The organism is Magnetococcales bacterium, from assembly GCA_015232395.1.
In the GTDB taxonomy this organism is placed as follows: domain Bacteria; phylum Pseudomonadota; class Magnetococcia; order Magnetococcales; family JADFZT01; genus JADFZT01.
Map to the genome: position 1 here is coordinate 13,236 of JADFZT010000040.1, position 17,063 is coordinate 30,298.

Genomic DNA, 17,063 nt, shown 5'->3' on the forward strand with positions numbered 1-17,063 from the left:
CTTCGATCCCAGCGCTCAGGCCATCAAACATTCCCCACGGACCCAGCCCCGAAAAAACGCCCGGTTTCGAACGCCTGATCCGGCAATCGACGCCCCTGCCAACGCAGGGTACGCTTGAGAACAAAATCGAAGAGCAAGGGGTTGTAAGGGCGTATTTTTCCCAACACGGCACTCTGCTCACCGGTCAACAACCCAAACCTTTCCAGCTTGCCCAGGCTCAACAAAAACGGCACCCCCGGCAGGGGATAGTCAGAGCCGTTGAGCAGGCTTGGAAAATGCGCCTCCCGCTCAAACAGGGATTTCATGAATGCTTCGCTGCGATTGACATTCAAGGTGGCCGCCAGATCCCCAAAAATCCGCCCCCGATAGTCCGGTGTATTGAGCAAACGATAGAAGAGTTCATAGCCGGGACGCTCCGGGCCATGATCCCCCTGATCGACATCCACATATTCCCCCAGGGAACTACAATGAGCCGCAATCACCCGAACCCCCTGATCCAATGCCCGCCTGAGAAGCAACGGATTGGCCCAGGATTGGGGGGCTGGGCCGTGGAGGGCGTGTTCGGCACCGGTATGGCTCAACAAGGGCAGATCCAGGCGCGCCATGGCCCGGTAAAATCGATCACAGAGGGGAGAGGCGGGATTGATCCCCATGGCCTGGGGCAGCCACTTCACCCCCCGAGCCCCCTTGGCTGATACTTCTTCCAGCACCTCCACACAATCCGGACGATAGGGGTGAACCGAGGCCAACCACTGAAAACGATCCGGGTGGGCACTGACCAGCCTTTCAGCATAGGCGTTGGGGGTAAAGATCGGACTCGCCTCAGAATCCCGCTCCCCTTTTTCGCTATATACCGCATCAAAAGCCAGGAGCATCAGCCGAGCCCCCGCTGGAAAATCCGCCATCAGAGCCAGCATGTGATCCACGTAGGCGCGATCTTCTCCCGCACCCGGGGTGACACACGCCCCGTTCAAAAACACCTTGCGCCCCACATATTGAACCGGATGTAAAATGCTCTTCATGTTGGGGTTGACCCAGGCCCCGCTGCCACTGCCGCCGGAACCTGCCAGATGGACATGACAATCCCACACCAACCCGGGATCGAGCCCCTCCCAGGCCTGATGGACGACAGCATGATCCTCCAGTTTTTGTGGCAGCGGCCCCGGCAGGCAGGGATTGATCACCCCGTTCATCAGATCATCCGAAAGACACCCCCCAAGCCCCAAGCCCCCCAAAGCAGCCAGGGATTTTAAAAAAGCCCGCCGTTTCATCTGTTCTCCCCCAAAACCCAGGCATTCACCGCTGGATAGTCGGTCTTGCCGGTTCCAAGCAAGGGCATCTTGTCGATGGGGCGGATATCCCGGGGCACCATCAATTCCGCCGCACCACTGGCCTTGGCGTGGGCCATCAAAGCCCGCCTGGCCGCATCAACCTGAGTAGTGACCAGCACCAGCGCCTCTCCTTTGGCTCCCCCATCCCGGGTTACCACCGCATGCATCGCCTTGGGCCATAATTCAGCGGCCAAGCTCTCCACTGCCGTGAGAGAGACCATCTCCCCGGCAATCTTGGCAAACCGCTTGGCCCGCCCCCGGATCGCCATATACCCCTCTGCATCGATCTCGACGATGTCGCCAGTGTCATACTCTCCCTGCTCCGGCGGCTCCAACACGCCGGGATTGTCCGCCCGAAGATAGCCCAACATGATGTTAGGCCCCTTCACCACCAGCCGCCCCCCGGCATCGATCCCCGGCACCGGATCCAGGCGGTGTTCAATACTGGGAAGCAAGCGACCCACGGTGCCGGGTTTATAGTGCATGGGGGTGTTGAGGGAGAGGGCCGGTCCGGTTTCAGTCGCGCCATACCCTTCCAAAATCCGCAAGCCAAATTTTTCTCCCCACACCTTTCGGGTCTGATCCCGAAGCTTTTCCGCCCCGGCAAAAACATGGCGCAGGGAATAAAAATCGTACGGATGAGCCATGCGGGCATAGCCGGAAAGAAAGGTGTCGGTGCCAAACAGAATGGTCGCGTTGGTGTCATAAACCGCTTCCGGCACGATGCGATAATGGAGCGGTGAGGGATAGAGAAAGGTGCGAATGCCTGAAACAATCGGCAGCAAAGTACCACCCGTCAAACCAAACGAATGAAACACCGGCAAGGCGTTAAAGACAATATCAGTGGCGTTATAATCCACCCGGGAAGAGAGCTGGCAGCAGTTGGCCAGGAGATTTTTGTGGCTCAACACAACCCCTTTGGGCGCCCCTTCCGAGCCGGACGTAAACAGAATCACAGCCCGCTCCTCAGCCCGCCGATAGCCATCCAAACGCAGCCAGCCGGAAAGCCCGCTCTGCACAAGCCCCATTAATTTATCAGCGACCCCAATCTCTTCCTTAAGATCCTCCAGCCACACCAACTCCACCTCTTGGGCCAAGGCCTCGGCCACTTTTTCCAGTTTGGCCATGGTCACAAAACGGCGGGAGGTGATGACCCGTTTGAGTTTTGCCGTGCGGCAGGCCGAAACCAGGTTTTTTTCCCCGGCGGAATAGTTGAGCATGGCGGGCACCAACCCTCGGCTCTGAAGGGCAAAAAAGGTCACCACCACGGCGTTGGAGTTGGGCAACATCACCCCGACAGCCTCCCCCGCCCGGCTGCCTCGGGATAGTTTTTTGCCCAACACCAGGCTGCCGGTGATAAGCCGACCATAACCCATGGGCTCCCGGGCGACATCCTCCAAGATGGGACGTTTGCCACCATGGATCGCCCGGGCGTCCTGAATCGCCTGAAACAGGGTCCGATCCGAGTTGCAGGTATCGCTCATCATTTCCGTGAGCAGGTCATAGAGCCGCTGCCCCAAAAACTGCCTGCGCCGCCGACCTTTCAACTCTTCGGGAATAGCGAATTTACGAGGCGGCAAAATCGTCAGGGTGATCTTGGGAAACCACCGCTGACGCACCTTGCCCTTGAGCCGGGAGAGAGGGGTATATTGCGCCCCTTCGATGCGGATGGGGAGCAGGGGGGCATCGGCCTTGTCAGCGATGAGCCCCGGACCCTCGTAGATTTTCATCAGCGAGCCCGTCACCGTAATCCGCCCCTCGGGAAAGATCACCAACCGCCGCCCCTCTCCCACCTTCCGGGCAAGGGTTCGGGTCGCAAAAGGGTTGCCCGGATCCATGGCGAAGGCTTCCACCACCTTCAAAAATGGCTTCACCCACCAAAGCCCCGCTATCTGGGTATTGATGGCAAAGAGGGGGCGTCCCGGGAGAAAGGCTGCGAGAAGCGCTGCATCCAGAAAGGAGACGTGGTTGACCACAATAACCGCCCGCCCCCCACAAGCGTCCAAATGTTCCTGCCCTCGCACCTCCACCCGATAGAACAAAGCAAAAAAACGTACCAGCAGGGCTTTTAAAATGGCTTCAGGCAGCAGTCCGCAGATATAGATCGCCACCAGCAGGTTAACCAACCCCATGGTGAGAAATATTTCCGGCACCGAAAAGCCCCGGGAGAGCATCTCCACCCCGGCTACGGCAGAAACCACCATAAAAAGGGCATTCATGATGTTGTTGGCAGCAATAATCCGCGCCCGATGGCCTTCTTCCACCCGATCCTGAAGAAGCGCATAGAGGGGCACGATATAAACCCCACCACTGATGGCGATCATGAAAAGATCAAACCCGATCCGCCAGTTGGCCCCATGGGCTAAAAATGCCCCTGCCCCACCCAGCTCTGTACCCGTCACCACCGCCGCGTTGGAAGCAAAATAGAGATCGACCGAAAAGAGGGTGATCCCCAAAGCACCGAAGGGGACGTGGCGCGCATCCACCTTGCCCTGCAACAGGCGATTGCTCAGCAACGAACCCAAACCAATCCCCACCGAAAAGAGGGTCAAAAGCAGGGTCACCACCTGCTGATCCCCATGAAGCACATCCCGGGAAAAGGTGGGAAATTGTGCCAGAAAGGTGGCCCCAACCAACCAAAACCACGAAATACCGAGAATCGCCAGAAAGAGATCCCGCCTGGCAGCGGCATAGGTGATCAGCCGCCAGGACTCCCGCAAAAAATGGGGATCCACCACAAGCCCCGGTTCGGCAGGCGGCTGCACAGGGATCGACCGACTCACCCACCAGCCTGAAACCGCAATGATAAAAACACCTACAGAAACAAGCCCAACCCCACCGTCAGCCAGAATCAACAATCCCCCGGCGATGGTGCCGATCAGAATGGCCAAAAAGGTGCCCGCCTCCACCAGGGCATTCCCCGCCACCAACTCTTCCCGACTGAGCAACTCCGGCAGGATGCCATATTTTAAAGGACCAAAAAGAGCAGACTGGCTTCCCATCAAGAAAAGCACCGTCAGCAAAAAATAGGGATTTCCCAAGGCAAACCCTATTCCCGCCAGAATCATGATGGCGATCTCCCCCAGCTTAACCAGCTGAATGATGCGGGATTTTTCATATTTATCGGATAGTTGACCAGCCAATGCGGAAAAAAGAAAAAAGGGTAGAATGAAAACACCCGCAGCCACCGTCACCAAAACACGCCCATCCACCCCCGACTCCGCCGCCACCCGATAGGTGATGAGGATGACCAGCGCATTTTTAAAAATATTGTCGTTCAATGCCCCTAAAAACTGGGTGACGAAAAGGGGCCAAAAACGGCGTCCTTTGAAAAGCTCCATGATCGATTGACTCATCACACATTCCCCTTATTGAAAGCGGCTGGTTGTTCCGCCTCTTGATGACGCATTCCAGCCAAAAAATAGCGTGTCAACGATTGGGCCAAATCGGCCACAGTATGGTGTGTAACGGCATCAAGCCGCCCACTGCCACCGAGCGCCCATATGCCATGGAGGCCACACCAAAAAACCCGCGCCGCTTCCCGGCATTCGGCCTTTTTTTCCGGGCCAAAGAAGGGATCCAACACCCTTTCCAAAACCGCCATGGTGCGCTCCACCTTATCCCAATACCAATCCGGCAAAACCATCTCATCAGGCCGTTTCTGCTCCAACAGAAGCTGCCACAGGTGACGGTTTTGCGTGGTAAACGTCAGATAAGCCCCCACCAACTCCGGCAACACCTCCTCTGGCAAGCCAGGCCTGGAAGCCTTGATCAACGCCCTGCGCAGTTGATCCAGAGTCACACCGTTGACCCGCAGGATCAGATCGTCCAGATTTTTAAATAAATTATAGAGAGTCCCCGGAGAATAACCGATCTGGGAGGCCACCCGCCGGGCTGACAAAGCCTCTGCTCCCTCCAGGGTGACGATCTCCCTGGCAGCAGCCAAGGCCATAACCAAAATCTCTTCCCGATTGTGATTTCTGCGCCTAGCCATATTATTCTCACATAACCCTTTGAAGTTCCATCAATCATTTCATTTTGAACACTGTTCACTCATATAGTGCCACATTATTGAACAGCGTTCAACACAAAAACAGGCATTTTATTTCCCAATCCTCTCTGGCGTTTTCATACCAAAATTGTTTACATGTCGAAGCGGCATCCCTTTTGGATCCTGAGCCACCCAGCTCTTTCACCAGACTCCAGGCCCCCTTTTCGAAGGATCCACCGCCTCAATCTTTCTGCCAAACCCTCGGGATTTGCTTGTTTATGCGCTTTGATACGACCCTCAAAGAGATTTTTCAAACGCCACCCCAGCGGCTCCTCACCATCCTGGTAGGTCAAGAGGCGACTGAACTTTTGACCGTGGAATATCCTTCCGTCAAAAAACGTCTGCCAGACTTGGTAGCCCGTCTGAAGGATGGCAGCCTCTTCCATCTTGAACTGCAAAGCCACATGGAAGCAGATATGAACTGGCGTATGTTGGAATATTATCTGCTGATCCGCAGACAATATCCCCAAGCCCCACTTCACCAACTGGTTCTTTTTGTCGGCAGAGACAAACCAACCTTTGAGACGAATATTGCAGAAAAAATGCTGCAATTCAGATATGATCTGAAGGACATACGCTATGTGGACTGCCAAATGATGCTGACCAGTCCCCGGATAGAGGAAAACCTGCTGGCTATTCTCTGCCACCTGAAAAATCCTCAGGGGACTGTTCGGGAAATCCTAACCCGTATTGCACGCCTTTCACCAAAAGTGCGAGCTGATCAGCTGGAACGACTGATGATTTTGGCAGGACTCCGTAAGCTTGAAACGGTTGTCCAGAAGGAGGTTAAAGAGATGCCTATTTCGATAGAATTGATGGACAATGACTTTTGGCGGGATGCCTTTTTAAAGGGAGAGGCTGAGGGGAAAATCAAAGGAGTCCAGGAAGGGAGGCAAGAAGGGAGGCAGGAAGGTGCAGCATCTGTGTTTGTACGCCAAGTGGAGTATCGCTTTGGGCCTCTTCCAAATGAAATTCAGGAACTAATCGACCGAGCTGACAAAGCCACCCTGGAGGAGTGGAGCTTACAGGTTTTGGAGGCCAAATCCCTGGCCGACCTTTTTGACCGGGTGGGCATCAAAAAAGAATAACTTCCTCCCCGAAGCAATCGGCCACTCGTTTAAAAACGCTTTTTTTGGTTAGCTTGATCACACCACCCCCTGCACGTTCAAAAAAAGGCCGAACTGCTTGTCTTCGATCATGATGTGTTGATAAAGCCACTCAAACAGAAAAGTCTCTACCTCCTTGGGTAGCTTGGGATCGGAGAGGCTCTCCATCTCTCGCTTGATAATGCTGAGACGCTTGATGAAAAATTGGTGCTCAACGATGTGTTCCTCCACCCTGGGATAGCCCGCTTTTTCCAACAGCTTGCGTTCCCGATTAAAATGGGTTGCAGTGTAAGCGATGAGGGCTGGCAAAAGTTGACGAACCATTGTGGTCTTCATCTGGGCATCTCTCAAACGATTGATAATGCCGATCAATCGTTTGTGATCTTCGTCGATCACTCCAATTCCCACGTTCCAGGCTGGATTCCACTGATCCCGCTTGTCGTCCCAATAGTTGCGTGATTCCAGATCATCCCGGCCCCACCCCTCCTCCTCAGTTCTGATAATGGCGGTGGTACGACCCATGCGGATCAGAGCCAGGTTGCTGATGGCAGCATCTGGATTTTGACTATACTTTTCAAGAATATTCGGGTCAGTGACCGAGCGAATATTTTTTTCCAGACAGAGCCACTGAATAAAACGGTCAGAGGTCTGCTCGAAGGCAATTTTCAGATATTTCCCCCCATAAAGCCCCCTCGCCGCCTCAAACCGATCCGCCAGAGAGTCGCCATTCAATGCGGTCTCCAACAGTTGTTCCTGTTGTGCATCCTCGGGGTTTTGGCTGGCGGCTTCCTCTGGTTCGTTCAACCTCTGTATCAAAAGCTCCCGCTGTTGCGGGTTCAGCCGACTCAAACCGGAAAGCCAGGTTTTAAAATCAGTATCCAGCATGGGTTAATACCCTTTCATGACAGAAAGAACCGGAAGATAAAGCAAGAACTGGCCTCCCTAATGGGTTTGAAAGCACAGATTAACCCAAACCGGCTCTTTTCGGAAACCGACAGTTCGAAAAACCGCCATGAATCAGAACGCTGTTCTCATCCAATGGGAGAAGACCCCCTCTCATCCGGAGCTGTTTTTCAGTACATAGCGCTGGTAAAGGCCGGAAATGGATTCAAAATGGTCCCTCTGCACTTGATGCAGACGGATATCACATTGAAAGGTTTTATCCAGCATGGCAATCAGCTCGACGATTCCCAAAGAGTCCAACACACCCTTGGAAACCAGACGATCCGGATCTGGCTGGGAAATCAGAGGATTGAGTTCCCGAACTCGGGCCAAAACCAGCTCTTTGAAGTGTTGTTCCGTCCCGTCCCAAACCGCTTCAGCCGGTGAGGGATCAGCGGGACGGGTATCGATGTAGCCAAACCCGGATTCAAACTGAAGAAGATAGAGATCCAGATATTTGGGTTGCAAGTGGGCCATATCGACTAAAAGCCGGGGATCCATCAGGCCATCTTTGCCCAATAGCGGTGTGACGACATCCACATAATGGATCATCATGTTTTGACAGAGGGCGTGCATTTTTTGGTAAAAAATTTTCTGGTATCGATAGCGCTCTTCAGGGGTACCCCGAATGGGCCACTGGGGATCCTTGTTGTTGATATTCAAAGGGTGGGTGGGAATGCCGGTGAGGTAGGCCAAGCGCCCCCGCCAAATTTTTCGGATGGCCTGAAAAAAGGCCTGATACTGTTCTACCGCTTGGTTAATGCGTTTTTCAGGCTCTTGGGCAGCCGGAAAAATGGATCGACATTCCGGCTCTCCCGCCTCAATCACCAGCACATCCCGGGGCCCCATTTTTTCAACCAGTGAGAGAAAAAAGGGCAAGGCCCGCTGCCAGTTTTCCCCCCACATCAGCCCCACCCAGTGTGCTTCGATATTTTTAAAGCGATTGCGGTGGCTGGTTTTTCCGGTCCAAAAAATACGTACATGGCTATCCCCCACCACATACAACCGCTGGCCTTTGACCGCTAAAAATCGATCCAGGTTGGCCCGCCGGGTCATTTTGCCGCTGGAAGTTTTTTGCAGCCATTTTCGGGGGACCGCCACCATATGGCTATGGATATCAAAAAGGGTGTTGATCATCTCCTGCAAGGTGTGGCTTACACTGTTTTTTTTGGCCAGTGGCATAAATCGTTTGGGCTCATAAAGAACAAGCACCCGTTCACTGCCCAAATCCTGATCCTCCCAACCCATGGCCATCACGCGCCCCTCATGGACCTCCGGGTGATTTTCCACCGCCCGCTCCAAATCCTGAGGATAGAGATTTTTACCATTATGGATGATGAGATCCTTGATTCGGCCACACAGATAAAGCTCGCCTTCATGAACAAAACCCAAATCCCCCGTGGGAAACCAGCCATCCAGTCGGGGAGGATCCTGGCCGTAATAATTTTCCACCTGAGACTCCCCAGCCAGCATCACCTCCCCCACCTCTTCCCCTGGCTGGCGATCAATACGCACCGAGACCCCATCGATCACCCCGCCACAGCTGACGACCCGAGTGCCAAGATCGGCTTCCTCGGGGGAATGATCTGTGGATTGTCCCAAGGACTCTGCTGACGGCTCTGCGAGTGGCCCTCCTGCAGAATGATCCCCAAAGCCTCCAACCCCCACGCGACCCAAAATACGGACTTGGTGGCGTTGCAAAGCCTTCTGATCCAGCACCAATGCACCAGGCGCTTGGCCGATCTTTGTTTGGGTGGCGGCAAAAACGTTTTCAGCCAGGGCATAACAGACCGAAAGCTGTCCGGCTTCCACACCATGTTGCTTGGAAAAACGCTGGAATCCATCGAGGGAGACCGGTTCCGAACAGTTGATGAAGGAGCGGACAGTTGCCAAATCGAAGTTTTCCTTAACCCGAGCCATAAAGGCAAAAGCGAAATTGGGCAACCAACACAAACTCCCCTTTTGCCTCTCCAGGGTCTGCAATAAAAGCCCGGGATTGGCCGCCCACTCAAATGGATCGATGAAGGTGACCGGGGTGCGCGTGAGAAGGGGCAACAAAAAAGCCGCCACCAGCCCCATGTCGTGATAGAGCGGCAGCCAGGTAACGATGTGGTCCCTCGGTGTCAGCTCAATGGCCTGGGAATAGGCAGCCAACTGGGCTTCCAGGTGGCGGGTGGTGATGGCGACCGCTTTTTGCAATCCCGTGGTGCCGGAGGAGCATTGTAGGAAAAGGGGGGCATCCCTGTCGGGCAAAATGGCGGGGTCGAATTCTCCCTCCACTTGTTGAACACCGTTCAAATCTTCAGGCGTCAACACCTGGGCAGCGACGTTACGGTCGGGCACTTCGCCTACAAATATCCGGTTTTTAAAATGGTGTTGATAATTGGCCAAGCGCACCCCATAGGCTTCTGGGGTGATCTTACGGCTGGGATGGGCGATAAAAGAGGGCAGTTTGCCGGATAGGAGGCAGCCCAGCCAGGCAGCCATCATGGCGGGCGTTTGGCGACCAAAGATGGGTATGATGGGATCTGGATGGCGGGCCAAGAGTTGCGACCAGGCGCTTATCTGGCCCCACAGTTCCCCTGAGGAGACCGCCTGAATCTCCCCATCCACCCCGACCACTGAAAACACCGTGTAGGACGTTTGGGTCAACCCCGGAAAAAAATCCTGCACACGCCGTTTGGAGCCTTTTTTATCAACCATGAGCCCTAGTCCATCATCGTGGCCATCTGCCATCTTGGCCTGATCAAAAGGCAGATGCGAAACTTTTGACATTTTATTTTTTTTATATCTGGAAAATGCAGAATCTCACCAAGTTTCATCTAAAACAGACTACATTTCAAAAACTTGCCAAAACTGGTCTCCATATTGCTTTTTAAGCTTGCTCCACCCATTCATGGAGAACCAAGGCGATGATTTCCTGGCTGGACAGACAGATCAAAACCCAAAAACAAGCCCCAAGCGTGATCACTTGGTTGGACAAACATATCAATGCCCGCAAGCAAGCCCCAAGTGGCCTGGCTCTGCACATTCAGGAGCCCAACTCCGAGGGTTACGACTTTTACTACCGTACTCCGGACAGCTCAGAATATTTTTTGGGCCGCTCCACAGCAGAATGCAGTTTTCAGCAGCTTCAGATTCAACTTCACGATCCCCACGTCTCCCGCCTCCACTGCCGATTTTTCCGGCTGCCCCACGGACTCTGGATGGTTGAGGATCTCAACAGCAGCAACGGTACCTTTCTGGGCCGCCAGGAGAAAGGGTTCATCCCTGCAGGCCGGGTGCGTCGCCCCATGCCCATCCGTCCAGGCGTAACGATTTTCGTGGGCAAAACCATCCTCACCGTCCGCTCCACAGAAGCCGTCCGTACCCCATTCTGGAAATTCCGCGCTGCGTGATAACAGGGTATCTTGCCCCATTTTCCCCAGCGTCATAACATGGGGGTTGTTTCATCCGGAAGCAATCCCCTTCCCCATCCGGACCCAATACCCCGGAAAGGGTCAATCCGATGTCCGACGAAATCATCGTCCACGAATTCCGCCCCCTCTTCCTCACTGTGGAAAACATCGGCCCCTTCCAGGGGAAACCCTACACGGTAGATTTCACCACATCGGACAACGAACCCTGCAATTTTTTTCTCCTCATTTCCGAAAATGGCCGTGGCAAGACCACCCTGCTTGAAACGATGGTAGATTTGGTATCGCTGCTTTCCACTTCTAATGGTCTACCCCTGAAAATGCTCAGAGAAGAACTCAAAAAGGATACTGGCCGCGCCCAAATTGATTTCTTTTTTAAATACAACTTTTCCGGATCATCAACAAAGGCTATGATTTTCAGCATTGAGGCCGGAAAACGGAAACACAATCCTCTCAAAGACTGGGCTGAGGACGAGGTTCAAATTTTTTCTGCCAGAAACCAGGAAACACATATATGGCTCAACAGATCCACAAAACAAGAAAAATGGCATAGAAGGAATAAAGTAAATATAGGCCCTCAATCCGGACGACTAGAAATGTTTGCCGATTTTGCCCAGAAGGCACGGGGACAATCACCTGGTCAAACTGAAAACAATCCACCAACCATCCTCTTTTTTCCAGATAATCGCGGTATCCCACCTGCTGATTCTTTTGGTAACCGCTCTATCAGCCAACCTTCAAATTGGAGATATCAACTCGTTCATCAGTTTGGTCTTGAACGAGGTTGGAACCGCTCCCTGGACAACATGCTGGTCTGGCTCTCCTGGCTGGATGATGGGCGCCTTGAAAAAGCCAAGCAGATGGTCAACGATTGGGCCTTCAAGGATACCAATAAAGTTCTGGAAGGGATCCGCAAGGAACCTCCAGAAGCGGTGGTCAACAATAACGGCGTTAAACACCGGTTGGATCTCTTGAGTGGTGGAGAGAGAAACCTGGTGCAGCTCTGTTTGAGGCTGGGCGCTCACATGACCCAAAACACCATCGTTTTGATTGATGAGCTGGATCTACACCTGCATATCAAATGGCAACACCGACTACTCAACCGGTTGAAAGGAATGGTGAAGGAAAATCCCGGTCTCACGGTGATCGCCACAACCCACTCAAAAGAGATCATCGAAGCCTTTGCCAGCGACCTGAAAGAAGAGGGGCTGCGCAAGGGGGGGCAGATCATCGATCTGGACACAGACCGGTAATTCCTCATTATGGCCACTTTCAAAAGCCTGCCCGATGCTCACACCATTGCCAGCCGCTATGATGGCCGTCTACCGGTCTATCTGGAATCTAAAGAGGATGCTCAGGTTTTTGCAGAACGCTGGTTCAATGGCTCCCGGGATACGCTGAGGTTTATCGCAGCGGATCAAGTTGGTACCGGCGGCTGCCAAGGGGTCATTCAGCAAGTCGCCCAGGATCGGGATGCTGGATTGGCTGCCTACGGTATCGTTGATCGGGATGTACTTTTGGGTATTTCCTGCCCGGACCTCTTTTTTTTCCCGGAAGAAAACACCCCGCACATTCCCTGGCCCCTCCCCCCCGAGATCATCGTTCTCGACTGCTGGGAGATGGAAAACTATCTGCTCGACTCCGAGGCTGTGGAAACCTTTCAAGCTGATGAGCAAGGCCGGAGCAAATGGGATAGTGGGGTCGTCCTGGAAACACTCTCTGATTTCGCTCAAAACCTATTGGGGCTGATGGCGGCCAATCTGGTACTTATGACCTATCGAAAGGAGAGCCTCTCCCCTCTTTTTGAAGCTGCTGTCCTCGAACCATCCCGAGAAAAACTCACCAGCCACCTTTCAACAAAAATTTCCATCCCCGACATCAACACCGAGGGACTATTCGATCAATATGCAGAATTGATTGGGGAAACCGTCCCTACAACCTCAGCTGATTTCCACAATAATTGGGAACAGCTGCGCTGCCGGGTGGATGGAAAAATGTTCCTGACCCGATTTTTCCATAAGCCTGGCCATAAAAACAATCTACCCCGTTTCCACTTGGCGACCCGCATCAAGGAGCAAAACCGGGTAAGCCCTGAACTTACTCGTCATATCGAACGGTTGGTCGATATTGCCAATGGCCGTTCTCCCGCTTCACCCCAAATCAGCCCTCATCAATCCCCATAAATCCGTGCGCCCAACACATCATCCAAAAGCCTTACCTCACGACTACCCCGAACGGCATTGCCCATGACGATTTTTTCAGCCCTTGCCAGGTCACCCAGGGTGAGGCTTTGTTCGATGGCATTCAGTTGTTTCATCTGCTTTTTTCGCCATAAGCTTGGCAACAATCCATCCGTCAGGGGGGGGGCTCGCCAAAGACTATCCAACAACACCAAAATTCCCTGAATCGCTCCTTCCGTCACCTGCCCCAGGTTATTCAGAAACAACGCCTCGTCATAGCCTGCCTCTTGGGCCTCCCGCAATCCCCGATTGAACAGCTCCCGTCGGCTGGTTTTGTGCCCCAGCAAGGGATCCATTCGGTCTACCCGGGTGGGATCGATCCGAACTTTGAGGGGCTGATTATCTTGGGAAACCGACCGCTGAGAGAGGGAAAAAGTGCCATCCGGTGCCAATAGCAGGCGAAGGGCATCCAGAATGGAACCCGCCTCAAGCCACTCTTGCACCTGAGCCAGGACTTCCCGTTCCAACGGATCCCTCTCCCAGGCAAACCCCAATGAGCGGGCGGAATATTCCAGACGATTCAGATGCTCTCTCAACCATGGAATCTCCCCCCGCTCATTCATCCCCATGGTTTCAATCAACTGGAACGGTTCCGGAATTTTTTCCAAAAAACACCCTTTCTCACCAATTTCCAACCACTCCCGGTCGATTCGGGAATCAGCCACCACCCCCCCTCCCAAACCGATTCGGCAAATCCCCTGCCCCTGGCGCTCCCTTCCCCCCCTCCCCTCAGTCTTGCCCCCACTCCGACCACTTGTTTGCCCACTGCCAACGGTCTGGGTCACCGTGCGGATAGCCACGTTGAAGATAAAATCCCCACCGGGCTTGATCACCCCAATGGAACCGGTATAAAGCCCCCGGGGACGCTGTTCCAACTCCCGGATAATCTCCATGGTGCGGTGCTTGGGAGCGCCGGTGATGGAAGCCGCCGGGAAAAGAGCCGAAAATATTTTTTCCAATCCAATCCCAGCCCCAATCCGTCCCTGTACCCGGGTTTCCAGGTGGCGAACAGTGGGATAGATGCGGGGCTCAAACAGATGCGGGGCTCTCACTGAACCGACTTCACACACCCGCCCCAGATCGTTGCGCACCATATCGACAATCATCAAATGTTCTGCCCGCTCCTTTTGGGAAGCCAGCAATTCTTGGGAAAGAAACCGGTCCTGTTCCGGGGTCCCCCCCCGAGGCCGGGTGCCTTTGATGGGCGCAGAGGTGAGATGCTCTCCCTCTCGCAGCAAAAACAGCTCCGGGGAAAAAGAGGCTGCACGCATCTCTCCGGTATCCAGATAAGCGGCAAAGGGGTGACGATGGCGTGGTTGCAGTTTCAAAAAAAGGGCTGCAGGATCAAGCTTTTCCAGGGAGGCCTCCAGGGTATAGTTCACCTGATAGCTATCCCCGGCCTGGATATAGTCGAGAATTTTTTCCAAATCCCCGAGATAGCGGCTGCGGGAAATTTCCGGGGTCGGCGGGTGATGTGCCGAGAGAACAGAAAGCGGCACATCGGCTGGATAAACCGCCTCACAAACCCGGGAAAAAACCCCAAACCAAACCAGGGGAAAAGCCTCATCACCAGGAGAGACAGGCAGATCAAAAGCCGCTGCCGCCTCATAGCGAATTCCACCCCCGACCCAAAAACCCCGCTTGGCAGCCGCTTCGGCCCCAGCCAATACAGCGCTTACTTCAGACGGTTTTCGGGCAATGAGAATTTCGACCGGTGAACCCAGCCAGAGGGGATGCTTGAGGGGAGCAAAGTCGAGGAGGAGTTGGGGAGAACCATCCCCCAGCCCCTCCCAAGTCAGCTTGAGCCGCTTGGGAGAGGTGGGTGACAAGGTCAAATCAGAACGCAGATAGGCGTTTGTGTTAAAGCACGCCGCGAGCGGAAAGAGTGGGTCTGGGGCTGATGTGGAGGCGGTTCAGACCCAGTTTTTTCTCGTCGATTTCCATGGCAGCCCCCAAAAGCTGGGCAAAGTTCATCTCAGGCAGGCCGATAAATTTTCCAACGCTTTTTTCGGCAACACCTTGATAAGCACCCATGGCCATGTCACAGAGGGTACAGGGGGAGATCATCACTTCGGCCCCGGCATTCTTGGCGCTCAGGCAGTTTTTGGCCACCATTCCCTTCATCTCTTCCTGGTCGGAGAGCATGACGTGGAAGCCGCAGCATTTGTCCTGGCCATCGTAGGAGACCGGGTCGCCGCCCAAAGTCGCAATCAAGCGATGGAGATGATCGGCTTTTTCCCCCGCTTCGCCATCGTAGATATGTTCGGGACGCAGGTTGTGGCAGCCATAAAAAGGGGCCACCCGCAGGCCGTTCAAGGGGCGTTTGATCCGACTTTTCAGCATGGTCTGGTCCACCAGATCGGTCATCACCCATAGCAGATGATGGACTTTGATGGTGGCTTCAAAAGGACGCACGCCTGCTTCGGAGAGAACCTTGTTGATCTTTTCCAGAATTTCCGGCTCGGTCTTGAAGCGATAATTGGCATAGGAGAGGGTCTGGAGGCAGGTGTTGCAGATGGTGACCAGATCCCGGCCTTGGGCTTCGGCCTCGGATAGAATCCGGGCAGCCACAGCCAGGGAAAAGGCGGGCTTGGTCTCTCTCAGGCTCACCGCACCACAGCAGGTGGCGTTGGGCATATCAAAGAGACCTATATCCAACTCCTGGCAAACGGCTCGGGCCGCTTCATCGGCCTCTTTTTGAACCTGTTTGGCACCACAGCCGGGATAATAAGCAAATTCCAGGGACATTTCCGACTCCTTATAACCGCTGATTCGATTCGCCGAACCGCTGTTGCTCTTCCTAAAGACCAGATTATAACCGTCCGCAATCAAGGAGGGCTGATCCAGTCCGGGTACCCTATGACTGGTCAGGGATACCCTTGGGTCCGTTCCCAAGCTGCACCCGACGTTCGGACCACAGCCTGTGCATCTTTGAGAGATGCCGCTTTCCCAATTTGGGAACCACCTCTTTACTCGGGAACCACCTCTTTGGCCTTGGTTTCCACGTCCGGCTTGTCCCGTTCGAGAATGTCGTAGATTTTACTCAACTCGTCGAGATTTCCAGATTTGTGTGGAAATGGCGAAGGCACTTTGCCCTTCTTCATGAAGTGCAACATGGTGCCCATTTCCTTCATGGCACCGATAACGCCGATGGTGCGGACCATGAGGGTAAATTCGTTGAGGTCGCCGGTTTTTTTGATATCCTCGTGGAAGGCCAGAGCATGTTTGGGGCCTGGACCATCCTTGAAGCCCTTTTCCAGGCCTCGGGTACGCAGCTTGACGATCGCCTCCATGGGGGCGACATCCTTGGGACACATTTCCACACACATGGCACAGCGGGAACAGGACCACATCATGTGGTTTTCGGAAAGATCCTTCAGCCGGGCGGTCTTCTGCCCCTCCCGGGGATCCGACACAAAGCGAAACGCCTTGGCCAGTGCAGCGGGGCCGATAAATTCCGGGCTCACCTCACTCATGGTGCAGTCGGAATAACAGCAGCCGCACATGATGCACTGGGTGACGTGGTTCACCTGATCGTAGGCGCTCTTGCCCACGTCGGTATTGGCCTCGGGCCCCTCTTCCAGGTAGGGTTTGATTTTGCGGATCCGTTTGAAAAACGGTCCGATATCCACCACCAAATCCTTGAGAATGGGCTGGTTGGCCATTGGGGCCACCTCAACGACGCCATCCCGGGAAACAGCTCCGATGTGGGTTTTGCAGGCGAGTCTTGTGCGACCACTGATTTTCATGGCACAAGAGCCACAGATGGCCGAACGGCAGGATTGACGGAAGGTCAGACCCCCATCCTGATGGCCTTTGATCTCCTCCAAGGCGGTCAGCACCGTGGTGGTTTCTTCCGCCTCCACCCGATATTCCTGCCAGCGGGACTCGATTCGCCCCTCCCGGCTTTTACGGTTACGTTGGATACGAAAGGTGTAAAACTTAACAGGCATCGACGCCTCCCATGGATCCGCTCG

At 54.1% G+C, this 17,063-nt stretch carries 12 protein-coding genes; 4 read left to right on the forward strand and 8 right to left on the reverse strand.

Annotation, left to right across the window (positions count from 1 at the left end):
• Positions 1–23: 23 nt before the first annotated feature.
• Genes HQL52_12000 through HQL52_12010 form a run of 3 tightly spaced genes read right to left on the reverse strand, consistent with a single transcriptional unit; the run spans position 24 to position 5,325 of the window.
• On the reverse strand, positions 24–1,271 hold the full coding sequence (locus tag HQL52_12000; protein ID MBF0370169.1) for an amidohydrolase family protein: 1,248 nt from the start codon (positions 1,269–1,271) through the stop codon (positions 24–26).
• Positions 1,268–4,687: an acyl-[ACP]--phospholipid O-acyltransferase gene (locus tag HQL52_12005; GenBank protein MBF0370170.1), complete on the reverse strand. Its 3,420-nt coding sequence runs from the start codon at positions 4,685–4,687 to the stop codon at positions 1,268–1,270. Before HQL52_12005 ends, HQL52_12000 begins: the two co-directional genes overlap by 4 nt.
• Complete coding sequence (locus HQL52_12010) at positions 4,687–5,325, reverse strand: TetR/AcrR family transcriptional regulator (GenBank protein MBF0370171.1); 639 nt, start codon at positions 5,323–5,325, stop codon at positions 4,687–4,689. The genes HQL52_12005 and HQL52_12010 overlap by 1 nt, the downstream gene beginning before the upstream one ends.
• Positions 5,326–5,600: 275 nt before the next feature.
• Here HQL52_12010 and HQL52_12015 point away from each other — a divergent pair, with 275 nt between their 5' ends.
• Entirely contained in the window at positions 5,601–6,470 is an 870-nt protein-coding gene (locus HQL52_12015; GenBank protein ID MBF0370172.1) for a DUF4351 domain-containing protein, read from the forward strand.
• Positions 6,471–6,527: 57 nt separating this feature from the next.
• Here the strand turns inward: HQL52_12015 and HQL52_12020 are convergent, their stop codons facing one another.
• Both HQL52_12020 and HQL52_12025 read right to left on the reverse strand, forming a co-directional pair.
• Positions 6,528–7,373 carry a hemerythrin family protein gene (locus HQL52_12020; GenBank protein ID MBF0370173.1) on the reverse strand — a complete coding sequence of 282 codons (846 nt, stop codon included), beginning with the start codon at positions 7,371–7,373 and terminating at the stop codon, positions 6,528–6,530.
• Between the two features lie 171 nt (positions 7,374–7,544).
• Entirely contained in the window at positions 7,545–10,205 is a 2,661-nt protein-coding gene (locus HQL52_12025) for an AMP-binding protein (protein MBF0370174.1), read from the reverse strand.
• 137 nt (positions 10,206–10,342) lie between these two features.
• Here HQL52_12025 and HQL52_12030 point away from each other — a divergent pair, with 137 nt between their 5' ends.
• The 3 genes from HQL52_12030 to HQL52_12040 all read left to right on the forward strand — a co-directional run bounded on the left by HQL52_12030 (position 10,343) and on the right by HQL52_12040 (position 13,029).
• A complete protein-coding gene (locus tag HQL52_12030) occupies positions 10,343–10,828 on the forward strand; it encodes an FHA domain-containing protein (GenBank protein ID MBF0370175.1) in 486 nt (161 codons plus the stop codon).
• A 110-nt stretch (positions 10,829–10,938) separates the two neighbouring features.
• Positions 10,939–12,099, forward strand: coding sequence for an AAA family ATPase (locus HQL52_12035; GenBank protein MBF0370176.1), 1,161 nt, complete (start codon positions 10,939–10,941; stop codon positions 12,097–12,099).
• 9 nt (positions 12,100–12,108) lie between these two features.
• On the forward strand, positions 12,109–13,029 hold the full coding sequence (locus HQL52_12040) for a DUF4435 domain-containing protein (GenBank protein MBF0370177.1): 921 nt from the start codon (positions 12,109–12,111) through the stop codon (positions 13,027–13,029).
• Here the strand turns inward: HQL52_12040 and HQL52_12045 are convergent.
• From HQL52_12045 to sdhB, 3 genes are all read right to left on the reverse strand, one after another.
• Positions 13,017–14,915 carry a chorismate-binding protein gene (locus tag HQL52_12045; protein ID MBF0370178.1) on the reverse strand — a complete coding sequence of 633 codons (1,899 nt, stop codon included), beginning with the start codon at positions 14,913–14,915 and terminating at the stop codon, positions 13,017–13,019. The two genes, HQL52_12040 and HQL52_12045, sit on opposite strands and share 13 nt — an antisense overlap.
• Before the next feature lie 31 nt (positions 14,916–14,946).
• On the reverse strand, positions 14,947–15,918 hold the full coding sequence (locus HQL52_12050; protein ID MBF0370179.1) for a CoB--CoM heterodisulfide reductase iron-sulfur subunit B family protein: 972 nt from the start codon (positions 15,916–15,918) through the stop codon (positions 14,947–14,949).
• A 137-nt stretch (positions 15,919–16,055) separates the two neighbouring features.
• A complete protein-coding gene (gene sdhB, locus HQL52_12055) occupies positions 16,056–17,039 on the reverse strand; it encodes a succinate dehydrogenase iron-sulfur subunit (GenBank protein ID MBF0370180.1) in 984 nt (327 codons plus the stop codon).
• Between the last annotated feature and the right edge of the window lie 24 nt (positions 17,040–17,063).

Coding starts and splice junctions, on each gene's coding strand:
- HQL52_12025 (MBF0370174.1), bottom strand. CDS start 10,205: ATGTCAAAAGTTTCGCATCTGCCTTTTGATCAGGCCAAGATGGCAGAT.
- HQL52_12030 (MBF0370175.1), top strand. CDS start 10,343: ATGATTTCCTGGCTGGACAGACAGATCAAAACCCAAAAACAAGCCCCA.
- HQL52_12005 (MBF0370170.1), bottom strand. CDS start 4,687: ATGAGTCAATCGATCATGGAGCTTTTCAAAGGACGCCGTTTTTGGCCC.
- HQL52_12015 (MBF0370172.1), top strand. CDS start 5,601: ATGCGCTTTGATACGACCCTCAAAGAGATTTTTCAAACGCCACCCCAG.
- HQL52_12010 (MBF0370171.1), bottom strand. CDS start 5,325: ATGGCTAGGCGCAGAAATCACAATCGGGAAGAGATTTTGGTTATGGCC.
- HQL52_12020 (MBF0370173.1), bottom strand. CDS start 7,373: ATGCTGGATACTGATTTTAAAACCTGGCTTTCCGGTTTGAGTCGGCTG.
- sdhB (MBF0370180.1), bottom strand. CDS start 17,039: ATGCCTGTTAAGTTTTACACCTTTCGTATCCAACGTAACCGTAAAAGC.
- HQL52_12040 (MBF0370177.1), top strand. CDS start 12,109: ATGGCCACTTTCAAAAGCCTGCCCGATGCTCACACCATTGCCAGCCGC.
- HQL52_12000 (MBF0370169.1), bottom strand. CDS start 1,271: ATGAAACGGCGGGCTTTTTTAAAATCCCTGGCTGCTTTGGGGGGCTTG.
- HQL52_12035 (MBF0370176.1), top strand. CDS start 10,939: ATGTCCGACGAAATCATCGTCCACGAATTCCGCCCCCTCTTCCTCACT.